The following is a 12,708-nucleotide window of genomic DNA, read 5'->3' as shown; positions in this document are numbered from 1 at the left end:
CACCTCACCTTGCTGACATTTCGGATTGCAGCATATTCTCCAGATACAGTTCGAATTTTTCAGGCTGGGCCTCCGTTATAAATTCCTGCGCGGCAGCTTTAGAGGCTGCAGAAATGGATTCGTAGAGTGTCCTGTCCGTCAGCAGCCGTTGCAAAGTCTCCACCCATATGGCAGTATCCTGTTCGGGAATAACCGGCATTGTATGTCCTGTTGCTTCATCCTTGTAAGTTTCCGTAATCGGCGTCACCGGAAGATTATAGTCAACCTTGCATTTCGATTGCATGAGGCCGCCTTGGTCGCTTGCAATAACAGGAATACCTCTTAGCATCGCTTCAATTACTGTCTGCCCAAAAGCTTCAGCGCAGATGGAAGGATGAAGCCACACTCGTACCTGTTCAAAAATCAAATTCATCTCGCGCTCCGGTTCAAGCAGTGTCACATTAGGCAGAGCACGTAAAGCGGATTGTTCCTCCTGCTTCAAATCGCCCCATGTAATTACCGCAGCAAAAGGATAGTCCGGAAAAGCTTGAGCCAGCTTCAGAAAAATGGATAAACCCTTTATCTCTGTAGGGTTGCATATCGCGATGTATCCTCTGTTGAAATTATGAAAGGTTGGAAAAATACCATCCCCATAAATTGGGAAACGTAGCGAAACAGCATTGGTATAACCACCCCATTCGGTGATATTATGAGCTACGAAATCACTGTCACCAATAAAGCCGGAGACCTGGGCAAGCTCCTGTCGGAGCAGCGGATTTTCGATCCAGCTATGCGGCCCAAAAGGGAGAGTGATCACATCATGACAAATCACAACCAATTTTGTTGCGCTTCCAGCCACGAGCTTTATTCCCGCAGCAACCATGGTGTGGTAAGCCATATTCACAAGAACCACGTCCGGATTGCCTTTTTTCATCAAATCCCCTGCTGTTCTGTATAACAGCATAACACTCGTGGTGAAATGGCATTCTACACCACTTACTGTCCCCTGAAGACTATGCGCGGAACGAATAATATTGTTTACCCCATGCTCCTGCAGCTGTTCCTCCACCTGTAACAGAGAATCTTCCTGGTCTACCAGATGGACTACTCTACATTGATGTCCCCTGGCAGCCAGGGACTCGAATACTGCACGGTTAGCCTTGACGGCCCCTTGATAATAAGCAAAATAAGCACCTTCAGAAAGAAACAAAAGATTCATCGTCAGCTGCTCACCCTTTCCGACTGTCCCTCAATATATGCCATCAATTTCCCGGTATCATTTAATAGTTCCAGTGCCAGGTCATCATCTTCAATGACGATTCCAAGCTGTTGTTCAATCTTAACGATAATCTGCAAAGCAATCAGTGAATCCATATGGAACGCTTCAAGTAAATCCGCTTGCGCATCCAGTTCCTCCATTGTAACCTCCTTGCTCAAGACCTCTGAAAAAATAGCGGCCAGCTTACCCAGAATCTCCTTGTTCTGCATGCTTATATCTCCTCTCAGAAAACCTTTGGTTGCCGCTCTGCCGTATCTTGTACCAGCTGCTGCAGCATGTTTAAGCTCTTGGTCCGGGCGGAAGGATCAGGAAACGAAAGGACTTCAACGGCAAATTGATCACAATACCCGCATACCGCACAATCCAGTGACCGGCAATCGACTTCTTTGAAAAAATCAATAAAACCTTGCAGCTTAGAATTGTCAATATAAACATCCAATAAGGTCAGGGCACGGATGCTCTGGCGGCTCTGCTGCGTTTGCCGGGAAAAAAACGCCTTTTCTCGTGTAACCGCACCGGCCGTTCTGCGATGGTTGGTGTGAACGATGTTCAAAATATCAGCCAAGTTCCCCGGATACTGCCTATCATGATAGGCTTTTGCCGCCTGCAACAGCCAGGCAGTAGATTTTGACCGGTCCGTCAGCTTAAAACGGTGTATGCCTATCTTCTCATATTCCGCCAAATCCTCCGGCCTGATCCAGCGCGCCTTCATGATATTCCCTGGATCATTAAATTTCTCGTAAGTGCATTTGACGGAGCAATAATCCATAAAGCTTTGGTTATCCGTTCCACGGTTGGATGAGCCATGGCTCATTACATTGTCATGATAGACCTGCATTGGACATTCATAGAGACAGGTCTGATTGACAATGACCTGGATTTCACATTCAACGCTGTTCTGTATACGTTCAAGCAGCCTGAAATCTCTGGCTATGTTTTCTCTTACTGTGATCTCTTTGACGCCCATTGAATCAAAGTATTTTGCCCGTTCCACACTTTCGACCACCGCAAAGGAGGACAAGCTCACTTTGATCTCAGGATGTCTTCTCCTGCAAATGTCCACAAGCAGCTGATTGGCTAAGGTGATCCAGTCCACACCTATTTCAGCGGCCCAATCCATTTGATCTACAATTTGTCGGTAGCCTTCATCCTCATATTCCCTGTTGCCGAGACAGGAACTGTTCATCAAATAGTTAAACTCTTTGTTGTACATATGGGCCCGCTTAACCGCTTGTTCAATATCGCTCCGCGTACTTATCGGCATTGCCGCAGCCGATCTTCCGCTTCCACAGCCCTCCTGAGAAGAACCACCGAAGAAGCAGCTGATATATTCGTATCCGCCCAGCTCGTCAATAAGCTGGATATCGCCGTTATATGGAACAGATATCTTCATAAATTACACCTGCCAGCTATTTTTTTGTGCCAGTGCGATCAATGCAGCACAGCAATTCTCAGTTCCGCTTAAAGTCCTCAGCTTGGACCTATAATGCCCGCGAAGCTCAGCCAAATTATCGTTCAACGCTGTCTCAACAATCTTACGGATACGGCTTGGTCTGAATGCTTGAACGGGTAGCTTATAAGTGAGACCAAGATTTTGGAGCTGCGTACAATTATAGTCCCGTTCAAAATGTTGACCGGGAACGGTTATGCTCGGAAGTCCATGAAGCATTGTCGTAAGCATAGTATCTTGTCCGCCATGAAAGATTACCAGAGCTGCTTCCGGCATAATTTCAGCAGCCGGGATAAACCAATGGAATTGAATATTGTCGGTATGGTCAGGAAGCACCTTAAGTTCATAATGAAATCCGCATAAACAGGCAACACGGTAGGGTTGCTTGTCAAAGATCTCTTTGACAAGCTCAATATAAATTAAAGGGGGAATGGCACTAACGCTTAAATAAATAAAAATTAGCGGCTTGCCCTGCCAGTCCGGATGCCACTGCAGATTTGAAGATTGTCTTGCCTCCAAATCCAGAATGTAACCGGCGAAATCGCACTCCTTCAACGCAGCCAGCTCCGGCTCCAGTTCCGGTAGTGTCGGTGCCATTTTAATCGTTGCTCTTGAAAATAATAATTCAGCCAGATTGGAAACAGAATCCAGTGAATAATCCGCCAACACCTCATTAAAAGCGGCGATAGCTTTGGCAGATCCCGGATACTGTAGGTTGGCCGGGAAGGCTGGATGGCTTGGCCAGCTCGCAATCATCAAAGCGGGAATCTGGGCCACGGCAGCTGAAATGGAAGCACTCGGACGAGACTCGGCAAATATGGCGTTGGGTTTAAAAGCCTGTATCGCCTTCAGTTCAGCCTCAACCGCTTGACGAATAAAGCCCGATTCTGCCATCCCTGTCCACTCTACATAATCGGCAGCACTGCGAACATCTCCGGAATTCCCTGAAGGAAGCGGAATCGGATAGTCATAAACCTGAAAGCCGTTGGCTCGGACAAAGTCAGCAAGCTTGCCGCCAATCACAAAGCTGACCGTGCAACCTTGGCTTTGCAGAACCTTGGCAATGCCCAGCGTTTTGCTCACTGATCCTACAGAACCGGAGCTAGGGGGGCTTGGAAGAAGCATAATTCTTGGCGGACTCACAAACTATTCACCTCGCTTCTATTGGACATTTCTTCGATTAAATAAGGAATCGCATGGGCGTAAGTAGGGTATGCCAGCCGTACATCGGCATTCTTTTTTATCTTTTCGTTTCCCATACGTACGGAAAGGGCGCGTAAACCATGTATACTTAGTCTGATACGATCAGTGACAGCCTCAGGAGAAATCCATTGTATTTCAGACAGTTGAGCATATTTCCGAACCTCTTTTATCAATTCCTCCTGTGTTAGAGGAAGATCATCACTCACGTTATAAATCTCTTGAACAGCAAGATTACTCCAGGCCAACTGCATCATTGAAATAACATCATCAATATGCACTTTAGATGAATAACTGCGCCCGTTCCCCAGCATCTGAGTGCAGCGCATTAATTGCCGGATATAATTATGCTCAAGCGGGCCGTACACTTCAGCGATCCTGAGAATGATATAAGAAAATTTCGCATGGGTGCAGTATTGCTGGACCAGCCGCTCCATTTCGAGTGTAATTCTTCCAAATGGATGAACGGGATGGCACAGTGCAGATTCATCGGCCACACAAACGTTGTCGCTTCCATATACAGCCCCATTGCTTGCCACAATGAACTTGCCATACGTTCCGCTGCGCAAAAGTTGGTCCAGCAGATTCCGCGTCCCCTCTACATACAGCTGCCTCATCCGGGACACAGAACCAGAATGTTTGCCGGCAAGATGATAGACGACATCAATATCCTCCCCTATGCCATCCATCGTTTCAGGGTTCAGAACGTCGCCTACCCACAGTTCCATACCCAATTCTGCAAGTGTTTCGCCAACGCCTTTTTCCTTCGGCAATACAAGCCCTCTGACAGCATGTCCCTGTTCCAGTAAACTGCTTGTTAACCTGCTCCCGATAAAACCGCTGCAACCTGTCACAAGAAACCTCATGGCGTCAGGATGTGACTGGCTGCTTGATTCTGATTTCTCAGCTTCTTCCCATAGCGACCCTTGGGAATGTTATCCGTCCACTTGATTACTCTCGGCACCTTATATGCCGCAAGTCTCGCTGAACAGAATCTGATAATATCATCGGCTGATACCTGGGCATCCAGCGGCACGATCTCCGCAATCAGCTTGCTGCCATAGTATTTATCGGAAACACCATATACAAGTGCTTCTTTAATGCCGTTATGGAGCAGCAGGACTTGTTCAATCTCTGCCGGATTTACCAAATGTCCGCCGACATTGATGTTATCAGAAAGCCGTCCCGACAAATACAGATACCCAGCCTCATCCAACCTTCCCAGATCACCCGTACGTACCCAACCCTGTTGAAAGACCTCTGCCTGCAACTCGGGCTGCCCGTAATACCCGCACGATATATGAGCGCTGCTGACCCATATCTCTCCTTCCTCTCCATGAGCAACCTCGTGCCCCTCCGGGTCAAGCAGCCGAATAGAAACTCCCAGATGTGGCTGTCCCACCGAATCTCTGATCAGTTCTTGCTCATTTGAAGGATTATAGGCAATTGCCCCACCTTCGGATGAACAGAACAATGAACGGATAGACTTGCCCGACAGCTTATAAAAGTCCTTAAAAGTCGCTGCGTCCAGATGAGCAGAGCAGCTGATGCACAGTCTCACTTTATCCCAAGCTACACTTGACGATGACACGACTGACTCATTAAGCAAGGCATACATATAGGGAACCGCAAAAAGAATCGTTACCTCTTTGCGATTGATCTGCTCGCAAATTCTAGCAGGCATTGTTCCCTTCGACATGATTAATGTAGCACCGGCACAGAGGGCCGGTAGGACTACAGTGGTTAGCGTCGCGGGCAGCCACGGCGAAATCGGTGTGAACAGCTTGTCGTTTGCAGTAATTTCAAGCCCTCTACAGATGGCCATTACATTATTGTAGATGGCCCGATGGCTAAACTGTACGCATTTAGGCGGTCCAGTCGTTCCTGAGGTATAAAAATTCAAAGCAATATCTTCATCAGACTGCTTATCTGCCTGTAAAAAAAGCGTTGCAGTCCTAAAAATAAACATCGGTACTCTGAGTACGAGCTCAAGCTGACTGCTGCCCTCCGAATCAATTGGATCGCAAATTAAATACTGACAATGGCTTGACGAGTGCATTCTCTCCAGTTCCGGTAAGTTCTTCACAGGTTCAAATGGGATCGGAACGGCTCCCGTATGCCAGCATGCAAGCCACAGCATGATAAAAGCAGATTTGTCTGCAACGGCTAAGGCAACTCTGTGCCCGGGCCGGATCCCCGCGAGATCCAGCTTCTCACTACTGTGCTCCAGTTCCTGCCGTAGCTCTTCATAAGTGATCGTTGATCCTTCATAATCAATGGCCGTAAGCCCTGGATTATTCGAGCAATTGAAATAAATCAAATCCAATATGGAAGAAGTGTTCACTTAGAATCCTCCTCAGCTAGAAGCACTTGCATATTTTTTCACTGCTCGTTTAAAAAACGCACTGGCTAACATTAGCAAAACCGCAGCTAGCAAGCTGCCTCCGAATAAATAGGACAGGCTTACCCTGCCCACTAATGCTTCTGCAGGAATGGAAACGATAAAGGCGACAGGAACGATCCAGGTAAGCGCCAATTGGATTGGTTTCTGATATACATTGACCGGAAATCTACCCATCTGCATGATACTGTCGAATATACTCAACATCGGACTTCCGGCATACCAAAACGCCAAAGAGCTTAATAACAGCAGTATTGAGTACAACAGCAGTAAAGCATTGCAAATGGCCCATACAAACATCAGACAAGTGGATATTCCTATCGCTTCTTGCATTTGAGAAACGCCCAGCACCATCACCGCTACTCCCACCATAACATCAAACAGATTAAGCGGAGACCAGTATCTCGTGCTCACATAAAACTGGGTCTCAATCGGTTTGAGCAGCGTTAAATCAAATCCTCCAGTCCATAGCTCCCCTTCCATCCCGGCTAATGAGCCAAGGCTTGGACCAACAAATAGATTTTTCATTGCCAAAATAAAATAGTACACGCCCGATAATGCCAGCGTATCCGCAAAAGTCCAACTGTTAAGCGAATTTGTGTTGGAAAAGAGGATCGCGATCCCGCCAATCGTCCCGGTTAAATTAATTGCGGTATACAGAATTTTGATTAGAAAGTCACCGCGGAATGACGCTTCCTTTAGAAGCGCTGTAGAGAAAAACAATCTCAGCAAACGCATATATCTCAGCATGTTCCCTACCCTCCCACGGCCATGTATGCACGAATCCCTTTTTTCCACACTAAACGGTTACATAATATGATAACGACCGCCCAAACGAATTGAACAATTATGCCAAAAACAAGCTGTGAATGATCCAACTTTCCAAGGGAAAACTCTATCGGAAAGCTGATCATATATTGAAAAGGTAAATAATCCGAGATATCCTGCATAAATCCCGGAAGCAACGACGAAGGCGCTACCTGTCCGGCCAGCAAAAATACCAGGGTGTCATTAATAGAAAGCAAGGACTTGATTTTATTGGTGAAAAATGCAAACAGGGAAAGTGTATAGGCCAGCATAAATCTGATTATTTGAGCCATGAGAAGAAGATAAACGGCCACCAGCAAGTCCAGACCGGATATAGCCAGTCTGAAGTTCAAAAAAATGGCTGCCACACCGGCAACAAATATAACAAAAGGCATACAGACGATTTTGACAGCCAAATCTGATGCAACCACATCGTAAAAAGGCGATATCGGCCTCAATAATACAATCGACATCTTGCCGCCATAGATTTGATCGCCGACCGTCCAGTGTGAGGTAGGGTAGGTCAGCTGGTTCACAAGAATTAACAGAATATAATACCTCACAAAATCCTGCTGAGTGAACCCGGTTATGCTTCCATCTCCCGCAGCAACGGTCCAAACAAACATATAGATGATAGGTCCCATCATCCAACCAAGCGTCAATGTCCAGAAAAAACCTTTCTCAGCCATAAACCCGAACATAGTCCTACGTATCAGCGCAAAGCCTCCGCGAAAATTCAAAGGAGCCTCCCCTCTCGATACACTTCATCAATTACCGAATCGATTGGAGCATCATTGATTGTTACATTTCCAATGCAATAGCTATTAAAGATTTCTGAAACAATCTCAGGTACAGCTTCCTTCTGAATCTTAAACAATACGTAGCTTTCCGCAAGCTCCATGACCTGCAAGCTGTCAGTAAACTTCTCCTTTAGCTCTTCAATTGTGCCCGTTACGTCTTCATCCATAAAACTGACTTTGAGAATGCGGTAGGGAGCTATTTTACCGCTCAGTTGCTCCAGAGATCCGTCGTATAACAGCTTGCCTTGATTGATCAGCACAACCCGTTTACAAAGGGAAGAAATATCCTCCATATAGTGACTGGTAAGCAGGATGGTTGTCTCATGTTTTTGGTTATACTCCTTGATAAAACTGCGAAGCCGCAGCTGCATGCTAACATCCAGCCCCAAAGTAGGCTCATCCAAAAACAATACACGTGGCTGATGTAACAACGCTGCTGTTAATTCACACTTGGAGCGTTCTCCCAAAGAGAGATTCCGTGCCTGATTCTTAAGCAGATGCCCTATATCCAGTAGTTCTTTTAGCTCGTTGAGTCTTTGTTTAAAATCAGCATCAGAGACTCCGTATATTTCCTTCATCACAAAGAAAGAGTCCTCGACCGTAATATCCCAGGTTAACGTCGATTTGTTCCCCATTACCATACTGATGTTGCGCAGAAACTTATGTTGGCGTTCCCACGGTTTGAAGCCATAGACGGAAATGTTGCCTGATGTCGGATACAGGATACCGGAGAGCATCTTCAGCGTGGTTGTCTTTCCCGCGCCGTTAGGTCCGATGAACCCGACAATTTCTCCCGGCTCAACCCTGAGGTCGATACCTTTTACCGCCTCAACTTCGTTGTATTCCATTTTGATCAGACTTTTGAACGCATGCTTTAACCCATGTTCTCTTACAGGGACGCGATAGACCTTTCTCAGATTATCAATAATAATGCCCTCGTTCATTGCTGCCCCCTTAACTCTGCGACCACACTTAAGAATACAGCCAAAACATAATCGATCTGCTGATCAGTCAAATTGGGATAAATCGGCAAGCAGATATGACGCCGACAATAATCATCCGCTAGCGGATATTCCCCACTGAACTGTAGGGAAGCAGCGATCGGCTGCCTATGAAGCGGCGTTGCATATACCTCCCCTTGGAGCGAAACGCCTTTCTCCTTGAGTCTGTCCTTCAAATCGGAACTGTCAACGTCTAAAGGCACTATAACAATGTACTTATACCAACTGCATCTGTCCTGCGGCATCACAATCTCGAAATCAGGAAGATTTTTCGTAAAGAAGGAAGTATAACGGTTGGCGATCGCTTCCCGTTGTTCAATGATCGCGTCGAGCCGCTCAAACTGGGTAAGCGCTATCGTTGCTGTGATATCACTCATTCGATAATTATTGCCAAGCGAGGTGTGGTAAGTCTCCCAAGGCTGGGGCTTGCCATGATTGCGGAACATTCTTAGCTTCTCAGCCATTGAATGATCGTTTGTGACAATGATCCCTCCTTCCCCCGAGGTAATGATTTTCGTGGCAAAAAAGGAATAACTTCCGGCAATTCCGAAAGCTCCCGCACCTTTTCCGGCCATCCTGCTGCCATGTGCATGAGCGGCATCTTCAAATAACCAGAGCCCCTGCTCATCGCACCATTGCCTGATTTCTTCAATCTCCGGTGTAACAATTCCGCCAATATGTACGATAATAACCCCTCGGGTACGACTCGTGGCCTGCTTCTTTATTTCAGCCAGCGACACCGAAAATGTACGGGGATCAATATCAACAAGGCGAACATGCCCTCCGGCAAACAGGACACTGGAAGCCGTGGCAATAAACGTATTTGCCGGAACCAGCACTTCCTGCCCCTTTACTTCGAGCACTCTCATTACCGCTTCAATCGCACTTGTACCCGAATTAACCGCAATGGCATGAGTAACTCCTACATACCGGGCAAAACGTTCCTCCAGCTCCTGTACATACCTACCCTGACTCAACGCTCCTCTCGACAGACAATCATCAATTCGCTCCATAATGATACGCCGCTCCTGCTCAGAAAATGCAATATCGAGTGCGGGTACATCCATAACACCTTGTGTCAACTACATGACGAACCTCCTCTACCAGTCATAGACTACAGTTTTCCCTTCAAAAAAGCCTTCCGCCGCTTGCCTGATAAATTGCTCCATATGTTCCGCATGAATATGTTGGGCAATTAGGCTGGTTACTTCAAGCTCTTGCTTCCCAATTCTGCGAGAGATTTCCTGAATACGGTCATGCGTTATGGATTCCTTAAGTATTCCAGGTCTTGTCATATCAATAAATTGTATGTGCTGGTCTGGTGGATGGTTTTTTAAAGCCGAATGCCGTTGAACCTGCGAGAGCAGGTCCGAATCAAGTGCAACAATGGCTCTCTCCTCGCAGTCCCACACACCGCTGTTTAACCCGGCCCAAATCTCATCCTTGGCCTCCTTCTTTTCAACACTGAAGCTCAAATCTTCATCCTGCTCAAGCAACCTTAATAAAAGCTTTCCTAGCAGTCCCATTCCCCACAGTTCCACCGTTTTAATGCCTTCATCTGCCAGCTCTTCACACACATTTAGTGCCACACAAAACATAGGAACAAACGCAGCTGTCACAGGGTCTAAGTCGTTGGAAATAAAGATCTGACCATCCACCCCACTGTGCAGAGGGACACATACATCCTTTGTATAATGAGGAGAAAACACAAGAGCTTGGCCTACGCGATGCTCTGCTCCAAGCCCCGCTTTAGTCACTACTCCGACACTGGAGTAAGGATAATGCCCTGGTAAATGGCATGCCCCATGAAAAAGCTGCAAGCAGGATGGGTCCTTTACCGTTCCCGTTAAAGTAAAACGGTTGGTAATGAACAATTCATTAGGACCCGGTTCCGCCTTGCGAGCAGCGGTGAAGTGTACACTAGGCTGAGGCCCCGATTCAGTGAACTTATTGTACATAGCCGAAATAACCGTCTCCTTACTGTTTATATATGGTCAGGTATCCAGGTATAACGTCCGCCCACCATAGGCGAGTGGAAATTCGGCATCCAGCCATGTGCTGTAAACTCGCCAGCCGAGTCGAAACCAACCACAAGCATCGCCTTTCCTTCATATTTGCCGTTGGTAATCCACATCTTTGACCTTATATCCGGTGTTTGTCCTGTCAGATGCCTCATGCGGGCGACAAATACCAGATACCGCTCCAGACTCATTCCCAATTTTCCGGTTTTCTTGTATGTACGCTGTATTTCCACAGCCGTCCGATCCAGCATATCCGGTTCGGTTGTCCGCGGAACGGTGAACCAGAAATCCTCAATTTCCGGAGTTGCTGCGACCAGTTCACTCTCCAGCGCCCAATTGCGGATATTAAACAAGCAGCCTAATTGCTTGCGACTGACGCCTTGGGGAACACATAAAATGATCTCGTTTCTTCGGTCCGCTTCTTCTAATTCTTCTCTCGTAAACTGCGGCATCCGAAGTGAAAATTTTCGCTGGATGATATATTCGATTCCTAATGTTCTGTACCAATTCTCCATCTCGCTCCGGATGTATTCCGGAGAATATGTGTCGTGGACATCGCTTTGAAACCTGAACATATCCTCCTTCTGAAGCAAGTGCTCATCGAGCATGACGCCAATCGTATGCAGCGTTTGTTGTCTTAATAGCTCCTTCTCAATCATCGCCCAACCTCCTGTACTGTGTTCAATGCCGACAATATTTCAGGTATGACTGTAAAAAGATCGCCTACGATCCCATATGTGGAGTAATCAAAGATAGGTGCATTGCGATCCGTATTTATTGCAATTATCGTCTCCGAATGATGCATCCCAACCTTATGCTGCACTGCCCCAGACACTCCGCAGGCAATGTACAGTTTGGGCTTGACCATTTTACCTGTCAGTCCGACTTGATGCATACTATCCATCCATCCACATTCTACAAGCGGTCTGGTAACCGCTACTTTCCCCCCAAGCGCATCGGCGAGCGCATAGATTAAACGAAGATTGTCTGCGTTTTGAATGCCTCTCCCGGCAGCAACAATAATTTCTGTAGTCTCGATGTTCTCCTTGCCCGCGGCTTCTTCAATTACTCCCATAAACTGCAGGACTGAGGAAGAGCAAGAATACAGGGAGCTTAGATCAACAATCTTGCCCTGCGCGACGTGTGCGGTCTCAGCAGCGGAATAAAAATTGGTTTTTACAGTTGCCATTTGCGGCCGTCTTGCCGGTATTTTTATCTCAGCGAATTGCTCGCCCATTTGCGTCGGTCTGGTAATAATAAAATCCCCGTGATCCGGTCCCATCTTCAAATCGATGCAATCGGCGCATAGCCCCGTCCGCAGGCGAACTGCGACTCTGGGGAAAATAGACCTCCCCCATGCGGTAGCCATACCTAGTACGACAGACGGTCTTTGATCCCGGAGCACCGCAGAAATCAAATTATAATGAATATCTTCGGCGTAACGCTGTATTCCCGGTTTGTTCACCATCCACACCTCATCTACTCCCCACTGAAGCAGATGCTGGGCTAGGTCTTCTATACGCTCTCCGACCACCAAAGCGTAAATGCGCTGGGCTCTCATAGCCTGCAGCTGTTTTGCTGCGGTAACCAGTTCCGGAAAATATGAAGAGAGCGCGCCTTCAGCATGTTCCACAACAAGGCAAATACCCTCATGCTCAGGGTACGGTTGTCTGGTCTCCTGTGCCCTGTCTTTCATTATAATGGCTTGGTTAGGACAGCAAGACGTGCAGACTGAGCAATAAGTACATGCCGCAACGTCGATACGCAAGC

The 12,708-nt window shown here is 47.0% G+C and carries 13 protein-coding genes; all 13 read right to left on the bottom strand.

Features of this window, described 5'->3' with window-relative positions; translation table 11 throughout:
- Nucleotides 1-4 precede the first annotated feature (4 nt).
- Genes NSS82_RS13305 through NSS82_RS13245 form a run of 13 tightly spaced genes read right to left on the bottom strand, consistent with a single transcriptional unit; the run spans nucleotide 5 to nucleotide 12,706 of the window.
- Nucleotides 5-1,198, bottom strand: a complete 1,194-nt coding sequence (locus NSS82_RS13305) for a glycosyltransferase (RefSeq protein WP_076272858.1) — start codon at nucleotides 1,196-1,198, stop codon at nucleotides 5-7.
- Nucleotides 1,199-1,200: 2 nt separating this feature from the next.
- A complete protein-coding gene (locus NSS82_RS13300; RefSeq protein ID WP_076272857.1) occupies nucleotides 1,201-1,467 on the bottom strand; it encodes an acyl carrier protein in 267 nt (88 codons plus the stop codon).
- 14 nt (nucleotides 1,468-1,481) lie between these two features.
- Nucleotides 1,482-2,651 (bottom strand): peptidase U32 family protein, encoded by a 1,170-nt coding sequence (locus NSS82_RS13295; RefSeq protein WP_038570123.1) that lies wholly within the window; start codon nucleotides 2,649-2,651, stop codon nucleotides 1,482-1,484.
- A 3-nt stretch (nucleotides 2,652-2,654) separates the two neighbouring features.
- Nucleotides 2,655-3,791 (bottom strand): glycosyltransferase, encoded by a 1,137-nt coding sequence (locus tag NSS82_RS13290; protein ID WP_341109825.1) that lies wholly within the window; start codon nucleotides 3,789-3,791, stop codon nucleotides 2,655-2,657.
- Nucleotides 3,792-3,847: 56 nt separating this feature from the next.
- Complete coding sequence (locus tag NSS82_RS13285; protein WP_038570110.1) at nucleotides 3,848-4,762, bottom strand: NAD-dependent epimerase/dehydratase family protein; 915 nt, start codon at nucleotides 4,760-4,762, stop codon at nucleotides 3,848-3,850.
- An 8-nt stretch (nucleotides 4,763-4,770) separates the two neighbouring features.
- Nucleotides 4,771-6,252 carry a class I adenylate-forming enzyme family protein gene (locus NSS82_RS13280; protein ID WP_076272856.1) on the bottom strand — a complete coding sequence of 494 codons (1,482 nt, stop codon included), beginning with the start codon at nucleotides 6,250-6,252 and terminating at the stop codon, nucleotides 4,771-4,773.
- Nucleotides 6,253-6,264: 12 nt separating this feature from the next.
- Nucleotides 6,265-7,059 carry an ABC transporter permease gene (locus tag NSS82_RS13275; RefSeq protein WP_036685913.1) on the bottom strand — a complete coding sequence of 265 codons (795 nt, stop codon included), beginning with the start codon at nucleotides 7,057-7,059 and terminating at the stop codon, nucleotides 6,265-6,267.
- A 5-nt stretch (nucleotides 7,060-7,064) separates the two neighbouring features.
- The gene (locus NSS82_RS13270; protein ID WP_036685911.1) at nucleotides 7,065-7,856 is read right to left on the bottom strand and encodes an ABC transporter permease; all 792 of its coding nucleotides are present in this window, start codon (nucleotides 7,854-7,856) and stop codon (nucleotides 7,065-7,067) included.
- A complete protein-coding gene (locus NSS82_RS13265) occupies nucleotides 7,853-8,860 on the bottom strand; it encodes an ABC transporter ATP-binding protein (RefSeq protein WP_036685909.1) in 1,008 nt (335 codons plus the stop codon). Before NSS82_RS13265 ends, NSS82_RS13270 begins: the two co-directional genes overlap by 4 nt.
- A complete protein-coding gene (locus NSS82_RS13260) occupies nucleotides 8,857-9,999 on the bottom strand; it encodes a DegT/DnrJ/EryC1/StrS family aminotransferase (RefSeq protein WP_341109824.1) in 1,143 nt (380 codons plus the stop codon). The genes NSS82_RS13265 and NSS82_RS13260 overlap by 4 nt, the downstream gene beginning before the upstream one ends.
- Before the next feature lie 18 nt (nucleotides 10,000-10,017).
- Nucleotides 10,018-10,875 (bottom strand): hypothetical protein, encoded by an 858-nt coding sequence (locus tag NSS82_RS13255; protein ID WP_076272855.1) that lies wholly within the window; start codon nucleotides 10,873-10,875, stop codon nucleotides 10,018-10,020.
- 26 nt (nucleotides 10,876-10,901) lie between these two features.
- Nucleotides 10,902-11,597: a hypothetical protein gene (locus NSS82_RS13250; RefSeq protein WP_076272854.1), complete on the bottom strand. Its 696-nt coding sequence runs from the start codon at nucleotides 11,595-11,597 to the stop codon at nucleotides 10,902-10,904.
- Nucleotides 11,594-12,706: an electron transfer flavoprotein subunit alpha/FixB family protein gene (locus tag NSS82_RS13245; protein ID WP_445321969.1), complete on the bottom strand. Its 1,113-nt coding sequence runs from the start codon at nucleotides 12,704-12,706 to the stop codon at nucleotides 11,594-11,596. Before NSS82_RS13245 ends, NSS82_RS13250 begins: the two co-directional genes overlap by 4 nt.
- Nucleotides 12,707-12,708: the final 2 nt, after the last annotated feature.

It is taken from the genome of Paenibacillus sp. FSL H7-0735, from assembly GCF_038008505.1.
Lineage (GTDB): Bacteria > Bacillota > Bacilli > Paenibacillales > Paenibacillaceae > Paenibacillus_AQ > Paenibacillus_AQ odorifer.
Note: the sequence above shows the minus strand (reverse complement) of the source record. Positions and strands in the feature narration are given on the sequence as shown.

Coding starts and splice junctions, on each gene's coding strand:
- NSS82_RS13305 (WP_076272858.1), bottom strand. CDS start 1,198: ATGAATCTTTTGTTTCTTTCTGAAGGTGCTTATTTTGCTTATTATCAA.
- NSS82_RS13300 (WP_076272857.1), bottom strand. CDS start 1,467: ATGCAGAACAAGGAGATTCTGGGTAAGCTGGCCGCTATTTTTTCAGAG.
- NSS82_RS13295 (WP_038570123.1), bottom strand. CDS start 2,651: ATGAAGATATCTGTTCCATATAACGGCGATATCCAGCTTATTGACGAG.
- NSS82_RS13275 (WP_036685913.1), bottom strand. CDS start 7,059: ATGCTGAGATATATGCGTTTGCTGAGATTGTTTTTCTCTACAGCGCTT.
- NSS82_RS13265 (WP_036685909.1), bottom strand. CDS start 8,860: ATGAACGAGGGCATTATTATTGATAATCTGAGAAAGGTCTATCGCGTC.
- NSS82_RS13255 (WP_076272855.1), bottom strand. CDS start 10,875: ATGTACAATAAGTTCACTGAATCGGGGCCTCAGCCTAGTGTACACTTC.
- NSS82_RS13250 (WP_076272854.1), bottom strand. CDS start 11,597: ATGATTGAGAAGGAGCTATTAAGACAACAAACGCTGCATACGATTGGC.